The 20,063-nt window shown below is 69.7% G+C and carries 22 protein-coding genes; 8 read left to right on the top strand and 14 right to left on the bottom strand.

All coding sequences use genetic code 11. The annotated features are described in order from the left end of the window. Window positions 1–244: 244 nt before the first annotated feature. The 3 genes from AB0B91_RS34940 to sigE form a co-directional block, all read right to left on the bottom strand. Window positions 245–1,783 carry a trypsin-like peptidase domain-containing protein gene (locus tag AB0B91_RS34940; RefSeq protein WP_358328712.1) on the bottom strand — a complete coding sequence of 513 codons (1,539 nt, stop codon included), beginning with the start codon at window positions 1,781–1,783 and terminating at the stop codon, window positions 245–247. 196 nt (window positions 1,784–1,979) lie between these two features. Beyond that, complete coding sequence (locus tag AB0B91_RS34935; protein ID WP_358328709.1) at window positions 1,980–2,516, bottom strand: anti-sigma factor; 537 nt, start codon at window positions 2,514–2,516, stop codon at window positions 1,980–1,982. A gap of 1 nt (window position 2,517) precedes the next feature. Beyond that, window positions 2,518–3,159 carry an RNA polymerase sigma factor SigE gene (gene sigE, locus AB0B91_RS34930; protein WP_214639755.1) on the bottom strand — a complete coding sequence of 214 codons (642 nt, stop codon included), beginning with the start codon at window positions 3,157–3,159 and terminating at the stop codon, window positions 2,518–2,520. Window positions 3,160–3,320: 161 nt separating this feature from the next. Between sigE and AB0B91_RS34925 the strand changes: the two genes are divergently transcribed. Further along, a complete protein-coding gene (locus AB0B91_RS34925; protein WP_358328705.1) occupies window positions 3,321–3,959 on the top strand; it encodes an O-methyltransferase in 639 nt (212 codons plus the stop codon). Here the strand turns inward: AB0B91_RS34925 and AB0B91_RS34920 are convergent. Together AB0B91_RS34920 and AB0B91_RS34915 are read right to left on the bottom strand one after the other, a co-directional pair. Beyond that, window positions 3,956–5,362 carry a leucyl aminopeptidase gene (locus AB0B91_RS34920; protein WP_358328702.1) on the bottom strand — a complete coding sequence of 469 codons (1,407 nt, stop codon included), beginning with the start codon at window positions 5,360–5,362 and terminating at the stop codon, window positions 3,956–3,958. The genes AB0B91_RS34925 and AB0B91_RS34920 overlap by 4 nt on opposite strands. A 78-nt stretch (window positions 5,363–5,440) precedes the next feature. Next, entirely contained in the window at window positions 5,441–5,608 is a 168-nt protein-coding gene (locus AB0B91_RS34915) for a DUF3117 domain-containing protein (RefSeq protein WP_020545024.1), read from the bottom strand. Window positions 5,609–5,787: 179 nt separating this feature from the next. On the opposite strand from AB0B91_RS34915, the gene AB0B91_RS34910 reads away from it, so the two are divergent. Next, window positions 5,788–6,564 (top strand): PaaX family transcriptional regulator C-terminal domain-containing protein, encoded by a 777-nt coding sequence (locus tag AB0B91_RS34910; RefSeq protein WP_358328699.1) that lies wholly within the window; start codon window positions 5,788–5,790, stop codon window positions 6,562–6,564. After that, entirely contained in the window at window positions 6,561–7,337 is a 777-nt protein-coding gene (locus AB0B91_RS34905) for an enoyl-CoA hydratase-related protein (RefSeq protein WP_358328697.1), read from the top strand. Before AB0B91_RS34910 ends, AB0B91_RS34905 begins: the two co-directional genes overlap by 4 nt. Before the next feature lie 5 nt (window positions 7,338–7,342). Here the strand turns inward: AB0B91_RS34905 and AB0B91_RS34900 are convergent, their stop codons facing one another. The 6 genes from AB0B91_RS34900 to AB0B91_RS34875 form a co-directional block, all read right to left on the bottom strand. Further along, window positions 7,343–7,894, bottom strand: coding sequence for a DNA-3-methyladenine glycosylase I (locus tag AB0B91_RS34900; protein ID WP_358328694.1), 552 nt, complete (start codon window positions 7,892–7,894; stop codon window positions 7,343–7,345). Further along, window positions 7,891–8,919 (bottom strand): hypothetical protein, encoded by a 1,029-nt coding sequence (locus AB0B91_RS34895; protein WP_358328691.1) that lies wholly within the window; start codon window positions 8,917–8,919, stop codon window positions 7,891–7,893. The genes AB0B91_RS34900 and AB0B91_RS34895 overlap by 4 nt, the downstream gene beginning before the upstream one ends. A gap of 80 nt (window positions 8,920–8,999) precedes the next feature. Next, complete coding sequence (locus AB0B91_RS34890) at window positions 9,000–9,584, bottom strand: TIGR00730 family Rossman fold protein (protein ID WP_358328688.1); 585 nt, start codon at window positions 9,582–9,584, stop codon at window positions 9,000–9,002. Between the two features lie 10 nt (window positions 9,585–9,594). Beyond that, on the bottom strand, window positions 9,595–10,392 hold the full coding sequence (locus AB0B91_RS34885; RefSeq protein ID WP_358328685.1) for a TIGR00730 family Rossman fold protein: 798 nt from the start codon (window positions 10,390–10,392) through the stop codon (window positions 9,595–9,597). A 228-nt stretch (window positions 10,393–10,620) separates the two neighbouring features. Further along, entirely contained in the window at window positions 10,621–11,676 is a 1,056-nt protein-coding gene (dapE, locus tag AB0B91_RS34880; RefSeq protein WP_358328683.1) for a succinyl-diaminopimelate desuccinylase, read from the bottom strand. Continuing rightward, entirely contained in the window at window positions 11,676–12,509 is an 834-nt protein-coding gene (locus tag AB0B91_RS34875) for a 2,3,4,5-tetrahydropyridine-2,6-dicarboxylate N-succinyltransferase (protein ID WP_358328680.1), read from the bottom strand. The genes dapE and AB0B91_RS34875 overlap by 1 nt, the downstream gene beginning before the upstream one ends. Before the next feature lie 97 nt (window positions 12,510–12,606). Here AB0B91_RS34875 and AB0B91_RS34870 point away from each other — a divergent pair, with 97 nt between their 5' ends. Further along, the gene (locus AB0B91_RS34870) at window positions 12,607–13,368 is read left to right on the top strand and encodes a hypothetical protein (RefSeq protein ID WP_358328677.1); all 762 of its coding nucleotides are present in this window, start codon (window positions 12,607–12,609) and stop codon (window positions 13,366–13,368) included. A 15-nt stretch (window positions 13,369–13,383) separates the two neighbouring features. Here the strand turns inward: AB0B91_RS34870 and AB0B91_RS34865 are convergent, their stop codons facing one another. The 3 genes from AB0B91_RS34865 to fdxA form a co-directional block, all read right to left on the bottom strand. Beyond that, window positions 13,384–14,055 carry a DUF4178 domain-containing protein gene (locus AB0B91_RS34865; protein ID WP_358328674.1) on the bottom strand — a complete coding sequence of 224 codons (672 nt, stop codon included), beginning with the start codon at window positions 14,053–14,055 and terminating at the stop codon, window positions 13,384–13,386. A 78-nt stretch (window positions 14,056–14,133) separates the two neighbouring features. Beyond that, window positions 14,134–15,204: a succinyldiaminopimelate transaminase gene (gene dapC / locus AB0B91_RS34860; RefSeq protein ID WP_358328671.1), complete on the bottom strand. Its 1,071-nt coding sequence runs from the start codon at window positions 15,202–15,204 to the stop codon at window positions 14,134–14,136. Window positions 15,205–15,285: 81 nt separating this feature from the next. Then, the gene (fdxA, locus tag AB0B91_RS34855) at window positions 15,286–15,612 is read right to left on the bottom strand and encodes a ferredoxin (RefSeq protein WP_214639743.1); all 327 of its coding nucleotides are present in this window, start codon (window positions 15,610–15,612) and stop codon (window positions 15,286–15,288) included. A 104-nt stretch (window positions 15,613–15,716) separates the two neighbouring features. Here fdxA and AB0B91_RS34850 point away from each other — a divergent pair, with 104 nt between their 5' ends. From AB0B91_RS34850 to AB0B91_RS34835, 4 genes are all read left to right on the top strand, one after another. Beyond that, window positions 15,717–15,947 carry a hypothetical protein gene (locus tag AB0B91_RS34850; protein WP_358328668.1) on the top strand — a complete coding sequence of 77 codons (231 nt, stop codon included), beginning with the start codon at window positions 15,717–15,719 and terminating at the stop codon, window positions 15,945–15,947. A gap of 17 nt (window positions 15,948–15,964) precedes the next feature. After that, window positions 15,965–17,026 (top strand): ABC transporter substrate-binding protein, encoded by a 1,062-nt coding sequence (locus AB0B91_RS34845; RefSeq protein WP_358328666.1) that lies wholly within the window; start codon window positions 15,965–15,967, stop codon window positions 17,024–17,026. 102 nt (window positions 17,027–17,128) lie between these two features. Continuing rightward, window positions 17,129–17,905, top strand: coding sequence for a class I SAM-dependent methyltransferase (locus AB0B91_RS34840; RefSeq protein ID WP_358328663.1), 777 nt, complete (start codon window positions 17,129–17,131; stop codon window positions 17,903–17,905). 142 nt (window positions 17,906–18,047) lie between these two features. Beyond that, window positions 18,048–20,063 (top strand): hypothetical protein, encoded by a 2,016-nt coding sequence (locus tag AB0B91_RS34835; protein ID WP_358328660.1) that lies wholly within the window; start codon window positions 18,048–18,050, stop codon window positions 20,061–20,063.

Below are 20,063 nucleotides of genomic sequence, written 5' to 3'. Positions count from 1 at the left end.
AAGGGCAATCACCCTCACCCCGGCCGCCAGCCCCTGACCAAACAACCTCAAAACCACAACATCCCAGAAAAACCGAAACCCAACTGGTCAATCGCAGAGCACGCGGACGGTCTCACCGTCTCGTCACGGCGCCGAACCACCTCCACCGGAGGAGCGTCCCCCTGGACAGAGCCCAGCCCCGCAGGGTGGGTGGGGCCCACCGTGCCTGCCGTAAAGCAAAAAACTGTAAAGAGTTCTTCAAAAATCAGGATGGGGTCGGGGTGGGACCATCATCAGCAGTGACGACGAGGCTGGCGGTGCGTTCCTGGCCGGCGCGTTGGTACTTGATGGTGATCTTGGAGCCGGGAGCCTTGCTGCGGATCAGGGCGATCAGCTCGTTGCCGTCCTGCAGCATCAGCCCGTCGATCTCCAGGATCACGTCGCCCGCCTTGAGACCCGCCTTCGCGGCGGGGCCGTTCTCGTCCACAGGCGCGCGGCCTTCGACGCGGTCCGAGGCGATGCGGACGCCCTGGCCCTTGTAGTCCTTGTCCAGGACGATGCCGATCTTCGGGCGCTTGGCCTTGCCGGTCGTGATGATCTCCTCGGCGACGCGGCGTGCCTGATTGACCGGGATGGCGAAGCCGAGGCCGATGCTGCCGCCCTGGCTGCTCATGGAGCGGCTCAGTGTGGCGATGGCGGAGTTGACGCCCACGACCTCGCCCTTGCCGTTGACCAGCGGGCCGCCCGAGTTGCCGGGGTTGATCGCGGCGTCGGTCTGGATCGCGCTGATGTAGGCGGGTTCTTCGGTGCTGGTGCCGCTCTCGTCGCCCGCGATGACCGGGCGGTTGAGCGAGCTGACGATGCCGGTGGTCACCGTGCCGGTGAGGCCGAGCGGGGAGCCGATCGCGATGACCGGGTCGCCCACGACCACCTGGTCGGAGTTGCCGAGGGTGATCTCGGGCGTGCCGAACGTCTCTTCCGGCTTGACCACGGCCAGGTCGGAGCCCGGGTCACGGCCGACGATGCGGCCCTTCGTGGTCTTGCGGTTGTTGAACATGATCTGGATGTCGCCGCCCTTGGCGGCCGGGGCCACCACGTGGTTGTTGGTGACCACGTAGCCGTCCTTGATCAGGAAGCCGGAGCCCGACACGCCCTCTGCGCTGCTGGCGTTGACCTCCAGCGAGACCACGCTGGGCCGCACCCGCGCGGACACGCCGGCGACGGAGTCGGGGGCTCGGTTCGTGGCGGCGCTCGGGATCGGGCCGAGGCTGTAGGAAGGGTCGGTGCCGCTGCTGCTCGACCTGGTCATCAGGTAGGTCCCGACGCTGCCCAGCCCCGAGGCGACCAGGGCGATGACGACGGCCAGCACGATCAGGACGCCGGTGCCGGGACCACGCCTGCCCGGCGCTCCCCCGAAGCCGCCCTGCGGACCGCTGGGCGGTGGTGCCCAGCCCGCGCCCATGCCGAGCGCGTTGGGCGGTGGCGGCGGGCGCTTGTCGCCGCCGTAGGGCGGCGCCCCCGCCGAGTTGCCGAAGTAGGGGCTCTCGTAGGCGCGCGTGCTGTTGTGCGGCGTCTCCTCGGCCCGTGCCTGGCCCGGGCCAGGGTAGGAGGGGGTGCCGTACGACGCGGTGTCCGCAGGACGGCCTGAGGGGTCACCCCACCGGCTGCTCTCGAACGAGGCGGTCTCGGACCGCCATCCAGACTGCTCCGCCTGATCATCGGCGGGCAGGAACTCCGGCCGCCCCTGTGGTTCAGGGAAGTCCGACGGCATGCGTCCTTCAGGTGGGCGCGACTCGTCGGTCATCTAGATCTCACCACTCCTTGCCTCGGACACCGCAATCATGGTGTTAACGGCATACGAGAGTTGTAAAGCAATTGTCAGGCAATCCTGCAACATATGTGGACACCTGACAGATTCCCGAACTCAGATCGTATGCCCCTGACGCCATCGACTACGCCACACCGAGTATCCCAGGCAATCCTGGGAGCGGACCTCAAGATCAGGGCGTGGCGGTGGGCAGAGTAGTGGTCGGCGACGACGTGGGCGTGTGCCGCGCCTGCTCGAACATCTCGGCCGGCGGAGCCTGGGCGGTCTGGCCGACGCCGGAGACGGCGAAAAAGGTGCCGAGCGCGACGGCCGCGGAGACCACACCGACCGCCACATAGGTGCTACGCCGCCTAGTCCCGCGCCCAGGGCCCGAAGCGCCACCAGTCGCGTCCCTGCGCGGGCGGTTGTCCAGCGGGGCGATGCTGTGCGGCCCAGGGATGGGGACCCCGCCGAACGTCCGGGTAGGGAAAGGCCGCTCCCTGGGCGGCAGGGGGCCGCCGGGCTCGGACATCCGCAGCAGCGACATGGTGAGATCGGCCGGCATCACCGGACCGTCGAGCGACCGCAGGCGCGACTTCAGCGCCCGCATCGACTCGACCTCCCGCCGGCAGTCGCCACAAAAGGTCAGATGGGCTAGAGCGCGGTCGCGTTCGGTGTGATTCAGCTCACCGTCCACGAGCGCGGAAACACGTTCTCCAAGATGCGACATATCAGACTTCCTCCCCACGGGTTCCCGATGGGAATGATGGCGGGGGGAGTTGGGAATTACGGGGGGCCCGGTGATCGAGCGCCTCCCGCAACTGCGCCCGGCCACGGTGAATACGGCTTCGGACCGTACCCAGCTTGACGCCGAGCGTGGCCGCGATCTCCTCGTACGACAGACCTTCGATGTCACACAGCACGATCGCGGCCCGGAACTCCGGTGCGAGCGCGTCGAGCGCGGCCTGGATGTCCGGCTCAAGGTGAGCGTCATCGAACGCCTGCGCCGGTGACGGCTCGCGCCCGCGCAGCCGTTCGGCCGCGTCGTCGGCGAGCCCCTCGAACCGGATGCGCTGCTTGCGCCGCGCCATGTCGAGGAACAGGTTCGTCGTGATCCGGTGCAGCCAGCCCTCGAACGTTCCGGGGGTGTAACTCGATAGGGACCTGAAGACCCGCACGAAAACCTCTTGGGTGAGGTCTTCGGCATCGTGGACGTTGCCGGTCAGGCGATACGCCAGCCGGTATACGCGTGCGGAATGAGTCCGCACCACTTCCTCCCAGGTGGGAGGAGTCCAGTCAGACACGGGAGTATCGGCCTGGTGGTCACTTTCGTCCACCAGAACTCCTCTCATTGGGACCACCGCTACCGCCATAGTGCCTGGTTTCGTCCCTTCGTGCGTACTGCCTGCCTTCCGGACCGGCAAAGCCCGTTTAAACCTGCAACGCCTCAAGGCCGTCTTGAGTTCCCGTCCCGGCGTGTCTCCCCTAGGCTGCGATCGGTGACCAATCGCACGAAAGTGGGGGGAGGAGGCCGATGACCAGTCCGGTAGAGGCCACTCTGGCCTATGCGGAGCAGTTCCATCACGAAGATGAGATCCTGCACGCGGCGCGGCTGCGCGGCCTGGAGATGGGTGCCACACCCATCCTTCCCGGGGGCGGAGCGGCACTCTGCTTCCTCGCCACGGCCGTCAACGCCAAGTCGGTCGTCGAGATCGGCACCGGCTGCGGCGTCTCAGGCCTCTGGCTGCTCCGCGGCATGCGCCCCGACGGCACGTTGACCAGCGTCGACGTGGAGCAGGAGCACCAGCGGCTGGCCAGGCAGGCGTTCGCGGAGGCCGGGTTCTCCGGCGGGCGGGTGCGGCTGATCGGCGGACGGGCGCTCGACGTGCTGCCCCGGCTCTCCGACGGCGGCTACGACATGGTCTTCGCCGACGGCGCCAAGCAGGAGTACGCCGACTACCTGGCCGAGGCCGTCAGGCTGCTGCGCGTGGGTGGCATCGTCGCCTTCGACAACGTCCTCTGGCACAACCGCGTGGCCGACCCGGCGCAGCGCGACCCCGACACGGTCGCGCTGCGCGAACTGGGCAAGCTCGTGCAGTCCGACGACCGCCTGCGCTCGCTGTTGATGCCGCTGGGCGACGGGCTGCTCGCCGCCGTCAAGACCGCGTCCTAACGCGTCAGCCACTCCAGCAGCACCCGCACCCCGAACCCGGTCGCGCCCTTGGTCAGCACACCGTCGTCCACGGTGCTGCGCCCGACGCCCGCGATGTCGAGGTGCGCCCACGGCCGCTTGCCCGCGAACTCCCTCAGGAACAACGCCGCCGTGATCGACCCGGCCCCATAGGTGGAACCGCTCTCCACGTTGGCCAGGTCCGCGATGGGCGAGTCCAGTGCCGGCGCGTAGTCGTCGATCAGCGGCATCCGCCACAGCCGGTCGTCACTGACCTGCCCCGCGTCGACCAGCCGCCGGGCCAGGTCGTCGTCGGTGGCGTAGACGGCGCCGTAGCCACGGCCCAGCGCGACGGTGATCGCCCCGGTGAGCGTGGCGATGTCTACGACCGCGTCGGGGTCGAGCTCGGCGTCGGCGTAGGCGAGCGCGTCGGCCAGCACCAGCCGCCCCTCCGCGTCGGTGTTGAGCACCTCGACCGTGCGTCCGCCGTAGTGCTTGATGACGTCGCTGGGCCGCTGGGCCGTACCCGAAGGCATGTTCTCGGCCGACGCGATCAGGCCGGTGACCCGCATCGGCGCGCCGAGCCGGGCGAGCGCGGAGATGACGGCGATCACCACGGCGCCGCCCGCCATGTCGGTCTTCTGGGTCTTCATGTTCTCGTTCGGCTTGAGCGACAGGCCGCCCGAGTCGAACGTGATGCCCTTGCCCACCAGCACCACATGCCGGTCGCTCGGCTCGGCCGGGGTGTAGGAGAGCTGGATGAGGCGGGGCGGATTGACCGAGCCCTGGCCGACGGCCAGGATGCCGCCGAAGCCGCCCGCCTGGAGCTGCTCCTCGTCCCAGACGCGTACCGGCACGTCGTGCTCGGCCGCGCGCTCGGCCAGCCAGGCCGGGTTCTTGACCGACGCGGGCGTGTTGGTCAGGTCGCGGGCCAGCGCCACCGCCTGGGCCACGGTCTGGCCCCGCCGCACCGAGCCCTCGTCGGCGCCCACGAACGCCAGCGCGCGCACGGGCAGCTTGCCCGGCGCGCCGATCTTGAAGGTATAGGCCGCCAGCAGCGCCGCCTCGGCGAAGGCCGTCACGTCTCCCCGCGGCGGCACCACGGCCAGCGCCTGCTTGCCCTTGGCCTTGCGGGTGAGCGCCGCCGCCGCCTTGCGCAGCGCGCGCGGCGAGCCGTCGCCGACCCCGTACAGCAGCACCCGGCCGACACCACCCTCCCGCGCCACCGGGACCTCGATCACCTCACCCGCCTCGCCCTTGGCGTCGTAGTGCGCCAGCAGGGCCGCCGCCGGCACGTGCAGGTCGAGCTCGATGGCGGGAACAAGATCGGCGTCAAAGGGCACCGCCAGCAGCTCGACGTCCGCTGGGACGTCGGCCACCACCGATGCCGTGGTCTCAATGGGCACGCAAATCCACCTCAAACGTCGGCGGCCCTGGCGCGGATGCACGCCAGGGCCGGGAAACGACCTGTGTCTCGGGAACTCTCAGCCGACGACGTTCTTCAACGCCTCGCCGAGCGCCTTCGCCTCGTCGGCGGAAATCTCCACGACGAGCCGGCCGCCACCCTCCAGGGGGACCCGCATAACAATGCCGCGCCCTTCCTTGGTGACCTCCAGCGGACCATCGCCGGTCCGCGGCTTCATCGCCGCCATGCGTGCATCCCTTCCTGCCTTGGGCTCCCGCGGCCCGCGATTTCGACCGCCCGTGAGGATGGCCGACGCATTCACGTCATCTGTGATGTCCTATTCTCCCGCATCGAGAGCGCTCATGGGTAACGATCTCCTCCCAGAATGCGTTGTCCTGGCTGGCGAAGGCGTCCAAACTGGACTTCGTGCACGCTCGCGCCGCTCTGTTCGACCTCTATGGAGACCACCTGCGCTCGCGCGGTGGGCAGGCGTCCGTGGCCGCGCTGGTACGGCTCATGAAGCCCTTGGAAATCGCCGCTCCAGCCGTACGGACCGCTGTTTCCCGCATGGTGCGGCAGGGCTGGCTGCAGCCCGTCAGGCTGCCCCAAGGCGCTGGTTACGGACTTACCCCGAAGTGCGTCAGACGTCTGGACGAGGCGGCGTTGAGAATTTACCGAGCCGGAACTCTGAGCTGGCGTGGCCGGTGGCACGTGATCGTGTTCGGGCCGGTCAAGGACCGTGCGCGCCGGGAGCGGATCCGCGCCGACCTGACGTTCCTGGGTTACGCCGCGCTGTCGGAGACGACCTGGATCGGCCCGCGTTCGTCGATCGAACTGGACAACCTGCTGGACAGTGAGGGCGTGCGCGCCGACAGATTCGACGCGGCGCTTGAGGGCGACCCGCGCGAACTGGTGGCCCGCGCCTGGGATCTGACCGCCATCGGCGCGGCGTACGAGGACTGGCTGTCAGAAGCTGTCAATCTGGTCGGCGCGCTGCCCGGCGGCGCCCCGGCTGATCAGGTGTTCGCGACCAGGAGCAAACTCGTGCACGGATGGCGCAACTTCCTGTTCCGGGATCCCGGCCTCCCTCCGGAACTGCTGCCGTCCGGCTGGCCGGGAGAGAAGGCCAGGGCCTACTTCGAGCAGGAGGCGAGCCGCCTGCTGCCCGCGGCCGCCGCGTTCGTCGACAGGGAGCTACCTTGATCCGCTATGACGTGACCGATTCCGTCGCCACCATCACTCTCGACCGGCCCGACGCGATGAACTCGCTGACCGCCCAGCTGAAGACGGCCCTGCTCGACTCGCTGCACCGCGCCGCCGCCGACCCCGGGGTCCGCGCAGTGCTGCTCACCGGCTCCGGACGGGCCTTCTGCGCGGGCCAGGACCTGCGTGAGCACGCTGACGACCTGGAGGCGGGCCGCGGCCTGGCCAACACGGTCCGCGAGCACTACAACCCGATTGTGGAGCTGATCACCACCATGGCCAAGCCGGTCGTGGCCGCGGTCAACGGCGTGGCCGCCGGGGCGGGCGCCTCGCTGGCCTTCGCCTGCGACCTGCGGGTGGCCTCGGAGAAGGCCAAGTTCGCGATGGCGTTCACCGGAATCGGCCTGGCACCCGATTCGGGCGCGTCGTGGACGCTGGCCCGCCTGGTCGGCCCGGGGCGGGCGGCCGAACTCCTGCTGCTCGGCGAGCCGCTCAGTGCCGCCCGCGCGCTCGAACTGGGCGTGGTCACGCGCGTGGTGCCCGCCGACGACGTGCTCAAGACCGCCCAGGAGCTGGCCGTACGACTGGCGGCGGGGCCGACCGTCGCGTTCGCGGCCACGAAGCGGGCGCTGGCCTACGCCACGACGCACTCGCTGCCGGAGACCCTGGCCTTGGAGGCCGACCTGCAGGACGCGTGCGCGGCCACCCAGGACCACGTCGACGCCACGCGGGCTTTCCTGGCCAAGGAGCAGCCGTCGTTCCACGGCCGCTGATCGCTTTATGCCTGCCGGGCGACGCAGCCCTCGATGTGGTCGTTGACCAGGCCGATGGCCTGCATGAGGGCGTAGGCGGTGGTCGGGCCGACGAACTTGAAGCCGCGCTTCTTGAGGTCCTTGGCCAGTGCCTTGGAGGCCGGGGTGATGGCCGGGACGTCGGCCATCGACCTGGGGACCGGTGACGCGTCGTCGGCGTACTGCCAGACCAGGTCGGACAGGCCGCCGGGGAGGTCGAGCGCGGCCTGCGCGTTGTTGATGGTCGCCTCCACCTTGGCGCGGTTGCGCACGATGCCGGGGTCGCCGAGGAGCCGGGTCACGTCCTCTTCGGTGTAGGCGGCGACCTTGGGGATGGAGAACTGGTCGAAGGCCGCGCGGAAGTTCTCCCGCTTGCGCAGGATCGTCAGCCACGACAGGCCCGACTGGAAGGCTTCCAGGGCGACCCGCTCGAAGACGCCGTCGTCGCCGCGGACCGGACGGCCCCATTCCTCGTCGTGGTACGTGATGTAGATCGGGTCCGCCATGCCCGTCCAGGTGCAGCGGATCACTTCCGTCACTTGCGCTCGTCCCCGTCCTCGCCCGGCGCGACCCGCACCGGCTCTGCCCCGTGCTCCCTGTCTTCCCCCGACAGGGCCCGCACGGGCTCACTCTCGTGCTTCTCCGCGTCCTCGCCGGCCGGGACCAGCACCGGCTCAGCGTCGCGCTCCCGCACGTCCCCGCTTTGCGGGACCGGCACTGGATCGGCGTCGCGTTCCTGCCCGTTCTCGCCTTGCGGGACCGGCACTGGCTCCGGGTCGCGTTCCTGCCTGTTCTCGGCCGGGCGGGCCTGAAGCGGCTCTGCCTCGCGACCGTGCTCGCCGGCCGCGGCCGCGGCGTCGAACGCGGCCGTCGCATCGGGGTGAGCCTCCACTCGCACGTCTGCCCCGCCGAGATGGGAGCCGGGATGGGCGTGGACCTCGGCATTCGGCTGGGCGCCGGGTGGCGTGGCGTCGTCTTCCGGCGCTACCGCCGCGCCAGGCTCCGCCGCCGCGCTCGGCGCTACCGCCGCGCTCGGGTCCACCGCCGCGTCCTGCGGCCCGTCCACGTTCTCAGGTCCGTCCGCGTCCTGAGGCTCGTCCGCGTCCTGAGGCTCGTCCTCGTACGGCCAGGCGTGTCGGTCGCCCAGCCCGTGCGGCTCGGCGGCCGAGTCCCCCTTCTGGGAGAAGGCGAAGGGCGCGGCCGGCGGCTCGTGCTCGGTGCGTAGCTCGCCGCCCGGAGCCGCGTAGACCTCCTGGCGGGCGTACAACCGGCTCGACAGCAGCTCGGAGACCCGCTGTTCGAGCACCGCGATCCTGGTGTCACGCGCGCTGATCGCGGTCGCCGCCCTTCGCAGGGTCTCGTCGACGCTCTGCGTGTGATAGCCGACCAGGTTCACCGGCAGCTGCAGCGCCATGAAGTCGACCGCCGTGAGCTGCCCTGGCTCGGGCAGATCGAGAGGCGGGACGTCCGGCGGGAACTCGGTCAGCTCCCCGCCCCTTCCGAGGGAGACCAGGACCACGCAGGCCAGAATGGCGAGCGCGGCAATGGCGAGTACGACCAGCACATTGGCATCGTACTCATACGATCGAGGCACGAGTCTCGCACTTGCCGCGCCTGTTACCTCTTGGGACTCCCCACGGCGGGTCAGCCGGTGGACTCCCCGAGCTCCTCGACGCTGGGCCGCACATGCTTGGCCGTGGCCTCTAGGTGCGCGAACGCCTCCTCGACCGTGCTGGTCCAGGAGATGGCGTCGAAGACGTTGGCGCGCGTGAAACCCGCCTCGTACATGTTCTCAATGAGCTGCCGCAGCGGCGTGTACAAGCCCCATGGGTCGAGGATCACCAGGGGGCGGTCGTGGATGCCGAGCACGCGGGCCGTCCAGATCTCGAAGAGCTCCTCCAGCGTGCCGATGCCGCCGGGCAGCACGAGGAAGGCGTCGGAGCGCTCGTCCATGAGGGCCTTGCGCTCGCGCATGCCGGTGGTGACGATCAGCTCGTCCGAGTCGGTGTCGGCGACCTCGATGTCGACCAGGACCTGCGGGATCACGCCGATGGTCCGGCCGCCGGAGGCGCGGGTGGCCGTGGTGACGGCGCCCATGCACGAGACGGTGGCGCCTCCGCTCACCAGCGTGTGCCCACGCTGGGCGAGCTCGGCGCCGACCTCTGTGGCGAGTTCGAGGTATTTCTCCTCAATTTTCAGACTTGAGGCGCAAAAGACGCAGATATTCACGCACCGGAGCTTATTGGGGCTCGGCGGACTGGACGGCAGCGGCCTCCTGCTCCTCCTGGAGCTGCTTGGACCGCGCAAGGTCCGCGTCGGCGATGATGCGTACGGCCTCTTCCACGTCGTCGGTCACGGTGATGAGGTCGAGATCCTGCTCGGCGATCTTGCCGCTGCCGAGCAGCGCGTTCTTGATCCAGTCGAGCATGCCGCCCCAGAACTCCGTGCCCATCAGCACGACGGGGAAGGACGTGACCTTCTGCGTCTGCACCAGGGTGAGCGCCTCGAACAGCTCGTCGAGCGTGCCGAACCCGCCGGGCAGCGCGATGAACCCGCACGAGTATTTGACGAACATCGTCTTGCGCACGAAGAAGTAGCGGAACTCGATGCCGAGGTCCACGTAGTCGTTCATCTTCTGCTCGAAGGGCAGCTCGATGCCGAGCCCCACCGACACGGCGCCGTCGACGTCGGCCGCGCCCCGGTTGGCCGCCTCCATGATCCCGGGGCCGCCGCCGGTGATCACCGCGTAGCCGGCGCGGGCCAGCGCCCGGCCGAGCTCGCGGCCCATGCCGTAGTCCGGAGAGTCTTCGCGAGTGCGTGCCGAGCCGAAGACGGTGACCGCCCGGGGCAGCTCGGCCAGCTGCCCGAACCCCTCCACGAACTCGGCCTGGATGCGCAGCACCCGCCACGGGTCCATGTGCACCCAGTCGGCGGGGCCCTGGCGGTCGAGCAGGCGTTGATCATGGGTGGTGCTGGGTGCGAGCCTGCCACGGATCACAGCCTGCCCCTGACGGCGTTCCGGACGTTTCTGTTTCATGCCGGTCACGCTAGCCCAACGCCCCCCGGCCCTGCGCACAACGAGAGCCGGTCACCGGCCAGACGGTCTTCGCGGCAAATGCCCTGGTAGATGGCCTGAAGAAGCCGAGTAAAAAATCTTGTAAGAAGCAGGAACCAGATTTCGACCTGCCTGCGTCTAACTGCCGAGGGTGCTGCTCGGGACTGAAAGTGGCTTTCCCCGCCAAATGGCCGGCGAGGAAAGCCACTTTCACTTTGTCAGCCAGTCCAGCAGGGCCCGCTCGCTCTCCACGATCTTCGTGAGCGACACGTACTCTCCCTGCTGATGCGCCAGGTTCGGGTCACCGGGACCGTAGTTCACGGCCGGAACCCCCAGTGTGGAGAAGCGCGCGACATCCGTCCAGCCCAGCTTCGCCCGCGGCGTGCCGCCGACCGCGGCGGTGAAGGCCGCCGCCACCGGATGGGTGAGGCCGGGCCGCGCGGCCGGGGCGCCGTCGGTGAACTCGACCTCGAACCCGTCGAACACCTCGCGTACGTGCTCCTGTGCCTCGTCGATCGACAGGTCGGGCGCGAACCGGTAGTTGACCGTGACCACGCACTCGTCCGGGATGACGTTCCCGGCCACGCCGCCGCGCACGCCGACCGCGTTGAGCCCCTCGTGGTAGGCGAGGCCGTCGACCACCGGCTGCCGGGCCTCGTAGGCGTTGAGCCTGGCCAGGACCGGCTCGATGCCGTGGATCGCGTTGACCCCGAACCACGACCTGGCACTGTGCGCGCGCTTGCCGGCCACCGTGATCTCGGCCCGCAGGGTGCCCTGGCAGCCGCCCTCGATCACGCCGTCGGTGGGCTCCATGAGCACCGCGAAGTCGGCCGCCAGCCAGTCGGGGTGCTCGCGCGCCACCCTGGTCAGCCCGTTGCGCTCGGCCTCGATCTCCTCGCAGTCGTAGAAGACGTAGGTGACGTCGCGGTTCGGTGCGGGCACGGTCGCGGCCAACTTGAGCGCGACCGCCACCCCCGCCTTCATGTCGGTGGTGCCGCAGCCGAAGAGCAGGTCGCCTTCGACGCGGCTGGGCAGGTTGGCGGCGACCGGCACCGTGTCGAGGTGCCCGGCGATCAGCACCCGCTCGCCGCGCCCCAGCTCCGTACGCGCGACGAGCGTCTCGCCGGATCTGTCGACCTTGAGGTGCGGCAACGCCCCCAGCGCCTGCTCCACCAGGTCGGCCAGCGCCCGCTCGTTGCCGCTCACCGACTCGATGTCCACGATGGCGGCGGTCAGCGTCCGCACGTCCTGCGTCAGGTCCAGCATCAGGTGTTCACTCCGTGTTCGCGCAGCACCTCGTTGAGCGCTGCCTTGTCATGGCGCTGCCCCGGCTCCAGGCGCTTGATCACCAGCACGCAGGGCAGCCCGAACGTGCCGCCGGGGAACTCCTTCTGGCGGGTGCCGCCGACGGCGACGCACCAGTCGGGGATCCGGCCACGGGCCAGCTCCTCGCCGGTCCGTACGTCGATCACCGGGATGGAGGCCGACAGGATCGTGCCCGCCCCGACGACGGCGCCACGCCCCACCCGGGCGCCTTCTACGAGCATCGCACGGCTGCCGATGAGCGCGTCGTCCTCCACCACCACCGGCACGGCGTTGGGCGGCTCCAGCACGCCGCCGATGCCCACACCGCCCGACAGATGGACGTTCCTCCCGATCTGGGCGCAGGAGCCGACCGTGGCCCAGGTGTCGACCATCGTCCCCTCGTCGACGTACGCGCCGACGTTCGTGAACGACGGCATCAACACCACGCCGGGCGCCAGGTAGGAGCCCCAGCGCGCGATCGCTCCCGGAACCACCCGCACCCCGTCCAACGTGGTCTTGAGCGGATGCCGGTCATGGTGCTGGAAGTCGCCCACCTGCGACCTGGCCATGCCGAGCACCTGGAAGCTGAGCAGAATCGCCCGCTTGGCCCGCTCGTCCACGACCACCTCACCGTCCGACAACCGGGCGGCCCGCGCCTGTCCCCTGTCGAGCAGGTCGATCGCGCTCACCACCACGTTGCGCGCGTCGAGGTCGCGGGGGGACAACTCCCCGCGCCGCTCCCACAGCTCATCCACCGCGGAGTCGATCGGTGACAGACTGCTCACGTGCTTCATGGCCAGGGAGCTTATCTGGCCGGGTAGGTTTTTCAGCGTGCGCCTGCGCTTCTCTCGCGGAGTCATCACCATCGCGGTCATAGTTCTTCTTCTCGCGGTGGCAATCTCCGTAGGTCTCTACCAACTGTTGAAAAAGACGCAGCCGCTGGCCATCCCCGAGGCCTACTGCAGCGTCAAGACTCCCAAAGGAGAGCTGGCTCTCGACATCGAGCAGGCCCAGATATCAGCCACCATCGCGGCCGTCGCGGAGCGCCGCAAGCTGCCCGAACGAGCGGTGGTGATCGCCTACGCGACCGCATTGCAGGAATCGAAGCTGGCCAACCTCGCCTACGGCGACCGCGACTCCGTCGGCGTGTTCCAGCAGCGCGAGTCGCAGGGGTGGGGCAAGCGCAAGCAGCTCCTCGACCCCGTCTACGCGAGCAACAAGTTCTTCGCCGCGCTGGTCAAGGTGAAGCACTACCGGAAGATCCCGCTGGCGGACGCCGCTCAGGCCGTGCAGCGGTCGGCGGGCGGCTACGCCTACGCCCAGCACGAGGAGGACGCCAAGCTCCTCGCGTCGGCGTTCACCGGGCGGGTCCCGAAGTCCGTCCACTGCTGGTACCCGCCCCCCAAGGCGAGCACGCCCGCGCCGAAGGCCAAGACCGCCGAGGCGCGGCGCCAGCTCGCGCGGGCGCTCGGCGATCCGGCCATCTCGACGCCGAAGCGCGGCTGGCTGGTCGCCGCCTGGTCGGTCGCCTACGCGCAGAAGTACGGCCTGCAGCGCGTCGGGTTCAGCGGCGCCACCTGGACCAACGAGTGGCGGGTGGACGGCTGGCAGTCAGGCGGCAAAGCGTCCGACACCCAGGTGGACATCTCCTGAGCGGGCGGGGCGGGTCTAAGGCGCGGCGCGGCTGACGATGCTGATCGAGCCGGGCGGCAGCGGCCTGGCATAGCTGGCCGTCCATCTGCTGCCCTGGACCCGCTCGAAGGAGAGCAGCCGCCCGTCGGAGGCGCGGTAGTCGGCGAAGTCGAGCAGCCCCCGCTCGGGGTAGCCGGTGTTGCCTTCCGACCGGAAGGCGGCCGTGCCCCGCTCCAGCGGGTGGAACTCGACGCCCTCCATGATCAGCATGCTCTTGGCGGGGATCATGCCCTCGGTGGGCACCTCGGTCCAGACGAGCACCTCCAGGTGCGACGGCTCGCCCTCGGCCGTGCCCTGAAGCACCTCCACCGACAGCCACTGCAGGCGGCGGGAGCCGTCGCGCAGCCGGTATTCGGTCCACTGCATGCCCTGCCACGAGATGTACATGGCGCCGAGCACCCGCGCGGGCGATCCGTGCACCTCTATCCGGTCACCGACCTTGATGGTGCGGGGATCGGCGTAGTCGGATCCGGCGTACCCGGGCATGCTCACCGGTGCCGGCAGCGGGGCCTCGATGGACGCGACCTCGACCGGCGGCGCGGTCGTGCGGCCCTTCCGGTCCTGGCGCATGGTCGCCAGGAAGGCACCCAGCAGCAGGAGGACGGTGGCGACGCTCAGCCCGAGTACGACCACGGAGGTCATGCTCATCGATCAGCTCGCTCCACTCGCGGTCTGCCTCAGCAAACGCCGTTATCAACTTATGCGTGCCCTGCTTCGCGGGGGATCCTACTGGAGGCGGCGCACTGCCGCACTGATGCGTTCATCAGTGGCAGTCACGGCGATACGGATATACCGCCCACCAGCCGATCCGTAGAATTCCCCGGGGGCCACCAAAATACCGATTTCGGAGAGTTTACTGACCTGTTCCCACGAACTTGTCCCATCTGTCGCCCAGAAATACAGGCCCGCGGTCGAGTGCTCGATCCGCCAGCCCGACTTCTCCAGCACCGGCCGCAGCTCGGCGCGGCGTGCGGCATAGCGTTCACGCTGCTCGTCGGCGTGCGCGTCGTCGCCCAGCGCGGCCGTCATCGCGGCCTGTACGGGAGCCGGCATGAGCATCCCCGCGTGCTTGCGGATCTCCAGGAGCCGCTTGACCAGAGCCTGATCGCCGGTCACGAACCCGGCACGGTAACCGGCCAGGTTGGAGCGCTTGGACAGCGAGTGGACCGCGAGCAGCCCCTCGTGGGAGCCCCCGCAGACGTCGGGATGCAGGATGGAGACGGGTCGCTCCTCCCAGCCCAGTTCGATGTAGCACTCGTCGGAGGCGACGACCGTGCCGCGCTCGCGCGCCCAGGCCACCACCTTGCGCAGGTGCTCGACGGGCAGCACCCGGCCCGTGGGATTGCCCGGCGAGTTGACCCAGACGAGGTCCACCTGCTGGGGCCCCAGCGCGAACAGGCCGTCGGAGGCCGTCGCCGCCGCGCCGGCCAGCCGGGCGCCCACGTCATAGGTGGGATAGGCCAGCTCGGGGAAGACGACCGTCTTGGCGCCCAGGTAGGTGGGCAGCCAGGCGACGAACTCCTTCGAACCGATCAGCGGCAGCACGTCACGCGGATCGACGGTGACCTCGTGCCTGCGCCGCAGCCAGCCTGCGGCGGCCTCGCGCAGCGCCTTCGTCCCGTGGGTGAGCGGGTAGCCGGGGCTGTTGGCGGCCTCGACGAGCGCGCTCTGGACGAGCGACGGCACCGGGTCGACGGGCGTGCCGACCGAGAGATCGACGATGCCGTCGGGGTGTGCCATCGCACGCGCCTTGTACGGCTCCAGCCGGTCCCAGGGGAAGTCGGGCAGGTTGTTCACGGTTCTCCAGGTATCGGTTGGGCGCGCCGTACACCCGGCAGCGGGGCGCGCCAATAGAGCGCCCCGGCTGCGGGATGCGACCTAGTGTTCCTCGGCCTGGGGCGGCAGCGCGGCGATGAGGGGGTGATCCTTGTCGATCTTGCCCACCTTTGAGGCACCGCCTGGCGAGCCCAGATCCTCGAAGAAGTCGACGTTCGCCTTGTAGTAGTCCTTCCACTGCTCCGGAAGGTCGTCTTCATAGAAAATCGCTTCGACGGGGCACACTGGCTCGCACGCGCCGCAGTCCACGCACTCGTCGGGGTGGATGTAAAGCATGCGCTCGCCCTCGTAGATGCAATCAACGGGGCACTCCTCGATGCACGCCTTGTCCAGGACGTCCACGCAAGGCTGCGCGATGACGTAGGTCACCTCGAGCTCCTTCTTCTCCGCACCATGGCATGACTCTGACCGCGGTCTGCTAGCCCTAGTATTGCCGTGCTTGCCAACTGGCCGGAACGGAGGGTGGCAAACTCGTGTCGGCTCGCCTGGTAATCGCGATCACAACCGCGGACATCGGAGCCCGGATCACCACCCGCAGACGGGACCCGGAGGGCTTCCGGGACGCCGTCGGGATCCTCGAATCCTGGGACGGCGGCGTGCTGCGCGTCCGCAAGAGGGACGGCACCCTGGTGGAGATCGCCGAAGAGATGCTGGTGGCGGCCAAGGTCGTTCCGGCCGCGCCTCCTCGACCTGGACGGAAGTAACGGTAAGTATTCGTTCTGTGACCGTACGTACCTGCGCCGCCGCAGCCGTCCTTCTCGCCAGCGCCGGATGCGGCGCGTCGCCGCCGCCGGCCGCCAAGCCGCTTTCGCCGGTGAACGTCAAGGCGACCTCCATGAAACAGGGCTTCACGTCCCTGGACCGCCTCGTCGAGTCCGCCAAGGGGGAAGGCGCGCTCACCGTGATCGCGCTTCCCCGGGATTGGGTGAACTACGGCGAGATCATCGACACCTTCACCGACAAGTACGGCATCAAGGTCAACGAGCTCGAACCCGGTGCCAGCAGCCGGCGGGAGATCGACACGGCCGCCCAGCTCAAACCCGACGTGTTCGACCTCACCCTCGACGTGGCGGTGGCCCAGGCCGCCAAGTTCGCGCCGTACAAGGTGCAGGGCTGGCAGGATCTGCCCGATCACATCAAGGACCCCACCGGCGCCTGGTACGGCGCCTACGGCGGCTACATGTCGATCGGGTACGACCCGCGCAAGGTCCCCGCTCCCGCCTCGTTCGCCGATCTGGCCGCCAAGCCCGGCTACCTGGTCGCGCTCGACGGCGATCCGCTGCACTCGGCGGCGGCCTTCGGCGGCGTCATGGCCGCCTCGCTGGTGTCGGGCACGCCGCAGCCGCAGCGTGGCGTCGAGTTGTTCGCCAAACTCAAGCAGGCGGGCCGGCTCACCGATCCCGCCAAGGCCAACACGATCGTGGACTGGGATTACCTCAACGCCGCCCGCGGCGCCCGCGACGCGGAGGGGTGGAAGGTGACGATCCCGCGCGACGCGCCGCTCGGCGACTACCACGTACAGGCGATCAGCAAGGACGCGCCGCATCCGGCGGCGGCTCGCCTCTGGGAGGAGTTCCTGCTCTCCGACGAGGGCCAGAACCTGCTGCAGAAGGGCTGGGCCCGCCCCGCCCGCGAGGAGGCGATGCTGATGCGGGGCACCCTCGACAAGGAGCAGGCTGCCAAGCTTCCCGTTGCGCCAGGATCGCCGGTATTGCTCACGATTCCGCAGACAGACGCAGCAAAGTCCTATCTGAAGAAGCGATGGACGCAAAGTGGGCTATGAGACCATTGTGACTTGATATGTCGCGGAGACATTCAGCCTCTAAAGTGAACAGACAGCACGGCCGCAGGGGGCCCGATGTCTGACGAATGAGAGCTGATCGTCTTGCGATACGACACACCGAGCTTGGAACGGTGGAGCAGTCGCGCCTACGACGGCAGTTTCGGCTACGTCTCGACGCAGGGCGCGCCTCTGGTGGACCTGCTCGATCCGCGGCCGGGAGAGCGCGTGCTCGACCTCGGCTGCGGCACCGGAGTGCTGACCGCCCAGATCGCCTCGCGGGGTGCCGACGTCCTCGGGATCGACGGTTCACCCGCGATGATCGAGAAAGCCCTCGCCGAGCATCCGGGCGTCGACTTCATCGTGGGCGACGGGCACGACTTCAGCGTGGCGCTGGCCTATGACGCCGTCTTCTCCAACGCCGCGCTGCACTGGATGAGCCGCGACCCCGTCTCCGTCATCGCCAACGTGCACGAGGCGCTCACGCCCGGTGGCCGGTTCGTGGCCGAGATGGGCGGCGCGGGCAACTGCGCGGAACTCACCGCGGCCATGCTGACCGCCTGGCGGGAGTACGGCCTGCGCGAGCCCGAATTGCCGTGGTACTTCCCCACCCCGGCCGAATACGCCCGGCGACTGGAGCAGGAGGGCTTCGTGGTCCGGCTGCTCGAATACTTCGACCGGCCGACCCCCCTCGCCGAATGCCCGCAGGGGGCCGCCGACTGGGTACGCATGTTCGCTTCCTCGGTGGTCGAAGGGTTGCCGCGGGACATCGTCGAACCGCTGCTCCAGCGGGTCAACGAACTCGCCGCGCCCGCTCTGCGCAGGGAGACCGGCTGGATGGCCGACTATGTCCGTCTACGCTTTGCCGCTGTCCGGCGCTGATCCGTAGGGGATGATGCGTAGGGGAGTTTTGCCGGACTATGGTCTGTTCCGTGGGGGGCGGAGAGCGTAAGGCTGCACCGCTGACGAAGTTGAGGAGCCTTGCGACGACACGGCGGCGTGAGGGGCTGGTGAACGGAACGGGATGAATTTCTGCCTGAGCGACCTCGTACCACCGTTGAGGTGGAGCGACGCGTCCACGATCACGCTGCTCACCGGGCAGCCGGAGCTTCCGGACGCCTGGTGGCGCAGCCTGCCCATGCCGCGGGTGCTCGCGGCCATCGGCCCCGAGTCGCTCGGGGAGCTGCTCACGGAGATCGCGCTTGAGCACTGGCCGGCCGCCGCCGTGGGCGATGTGCTGCCGGCGCTGCACGTACTGGACCCGGACGAGGCCGACGAGCCGCAGGTGGCGATCGCGCTCGACCGCGCCGGGTCGTGGACGGGGCTGCTCGCGCTGACCGGCCGGGAGCTGGTGGACCAGCCGTTCATCCAGGCGCGTCCGGTGCTCAACACGCTGTTCTCCGCGGTCCTGGTACGGCTCGCGCCCCAGCTCCACCAACGCCCGGCCCCGTTCGCCGAGCAGCCCCTGTTCGCCGCGGAGGCTCCGTTCGCCGTGGCGGCGCCGGTCGCTGAGCAGGCCCCGGTTGCCGAGCAGGTCCCGCCGGTGGAGGTGTCGGCGGGTGGGGAGGCTCCGCCCGCCGAGGAAGTGCCGGAGCCCGCGGGGGAGGTTCCCGAGGAGGCTGCGGCGGCCGAACAAGCGGCCGAGGAGCCGGTGCTGGACGCCGACGCCGAGCCGGTCGTCGAGGAGGTCGCCGAGCCGGAGCCGGAGCCCGAGCCCGTCCTGGACGCCGCCGACGAGCCCGCGCCGGAGCCCGCCGCCGAAGAGGCCGCCGCTCTCGAAGCCGAGGGCGCGGAGCCGGAAGCGGCGCCCGAACCGGAGGCCGTCGAAGCCGTACCGGAGCCCGAACCTGAGCCTGCCGCCGAAGAGGCGAAGCCCAGATACGACACACCGGCGGACTTCGAGGCAGCCGAATCCGAAGACCAGGAGTCCGAGGCCGAGCCGGAGCAGCAGCAGCCAGATGAGCGTGGCGGTCATGAGCTGCCCGAGCTCATCGAGGCCGCGTTCGCCGGTCTGGACGACAAGAGCTGGGCCGTCGCCCAGAACCGGGTCTTCACCGACCAGCCGTCCGCCGTGGACCAGCTCGCCAAGCTGTTCGCCGTGCCCGCCGCCGAGATCTCCGCCACCGAGACCGAGTTCCGGGCCCGCCTCGGCCAATGGCTGGCCAGCGAGGAGGCCGCCCCGTACCGGGCGCATCTCGACGAACTACGCCGGACGATAGGCCCGGCCGCCCCCAAGGAGCGGCTGATCGGCGCGGCCGACTGGCACGCCCTGGAGATCCGCGCGCTGGAGGTCCCCGCCTGGCAGTTCGTGCTGGCCACGCTGCCGTCGGAGGCACCGGCCGCGGCGCAGCCCGCTCCGGAGCCGGTCGCTCCGGCCGTCGAGCGGCCCGCGTCCGCGTTCGCCCAAGTGCCGCCGATCCCGTCGCCGCCGCCCGGGACGCCGCAGTTCCAGGCATTCGCCCCGGCCGTCGAGGTCAAGGCGGGCGAGGGCAACGGGGCGTCGGGCGAGCAGCCCAAGCCGTACCAGCCGCTGAAGGACGTCTCGCAGACCAGGCGCTGCTTCCGCCAGCCGGACGGCCGGTGGTGGCTGCGGATCGACGTGACGGCCGAGCAGCTCACCGGAGGTGAGTGCGCGCTGCCCACGGGGTTCGCCACGTACCTGGGTCTGTCGCCCGGGGAGAGCAGAACCGTGCGGAGCGCGGCCGGCGAGCTGACCATGACCTGGCACGGCCGGCCGGTGCTCGAATCCGTCGAACGGCTGCTGGCGGACGTCGGCGCCAAGGAGGGCGGGCACCTGTTCCTCACGCTGTCGGACGAGGGCGTGTTGCGGGCCCGGCACCTGCCGGTGGCCGCGCAGGGGGCCGAGAAGATCACCAAGGCGCTCCGCCTGGTCGGCTACACCGCCCCCGGCGGGACCCGCGACCAGGCCGCCAGGGTGATCGCCACCAGGATCGGGATGACCGGACCTGTCGGACTGCCCGACCTGCTCACCAGGCTCCGCGAACGCGGGGACCGCGATCTGCTGCAACTCCTGGACTGA

This window comes from Nonomuraea sp. NPDC049141 (genome assembly GCF_040648415.1).
In the GTDB taxonomy this organism is placed as follows: Bacteria; Actinomycetota; Actinomycetes; order Streptosporangiales; family Streptosporangiaceae; genus Nonomuraea.
The sequence above is the reverse complement of the archived record's forward strand: the minus strand, read 5'-3'. Positions and strand labels throughout refer to the sequence as shown.

What these genes read in the sequence shown, in the direction of transcription:
- AB0B91_RS34940 (WP_358328712.1), bottom strand. Translation starts at nt 1,783, where the DNA reads ATGACCGACGAGTCGCGCCCACCTGAAGGACGCATGCCGTCGGACTTC.
- AB0B91_RS34935 (WP_358328709.1), bottom strand. Translation starts at nt 2,516, where the DNA reads ATGTCGCATCTTGGAGAACGTGTTTCCGCGCTCGTGGACGGTGAGCTG.
- sigE (WP_214639755.1), bottom strand. Translation starts at nt 3,159, where the DNA reads ATGGCGGTAGCGGTGGTCCCAATGAGAGGAGTTCTGGTGGACGAAAGT.
- AB0B91_RS34925 (WP_358328705.1), top strand. Translation starts at nt 3,321, where the DNA reads ATGACCAGTCCGGTAGAGGCCACTCTGGCCTATGCGGAGCAGTTCCAT.
- AB0B91_RS34915 (WP_020545024.1), bottom strand. Translation starts at nt 5,608, where the DNA reads ATGGCGGCGATGAAGCCGCGGACCGGCGATGGTCCGCTGGAGGTCACC.
- AB0B91_RS34885 (WP_358328685.1), bottom strand. Translation starts at nt 10,392, where the DNA reads ATGAAACAGAAACGTCCGGAACGCCGTCAGGGGCAGGCTGTGATCCGT.
- dapE (WP_358328683.1), bottom strand. Translation starts at nt 11,676, where the DNA reads ATGCTGGACCTGACGCAGGACGTGCGGACGCTGACCGCCGCCATCGTG.
- AB0B91_RS34875 (WP_358328680.1), bottom strand. Translation starts at nt 12,509, where the DNA reads ATGAAGCACGTGAGCAGTCTGTCACCGATCGACTCCGCGGTGGATGAG.
- AB0B91_RS34865 (WP_358328674.1), bottom strand. Translation starts at nt 14,055, where the DNA reads ATGAGCATGACCTCCGTGGTCGTACTCGGGCTGAGCGTCGCCACCGTC.
- AB0B91_RS34835 (WP_358328660.1), top strand. Translation starts at nt 18,048, where the DNA reads ATGAATTTCTGCCTGAGCGACCTCGTACCACCGTTGAGGTGGAGCGAC.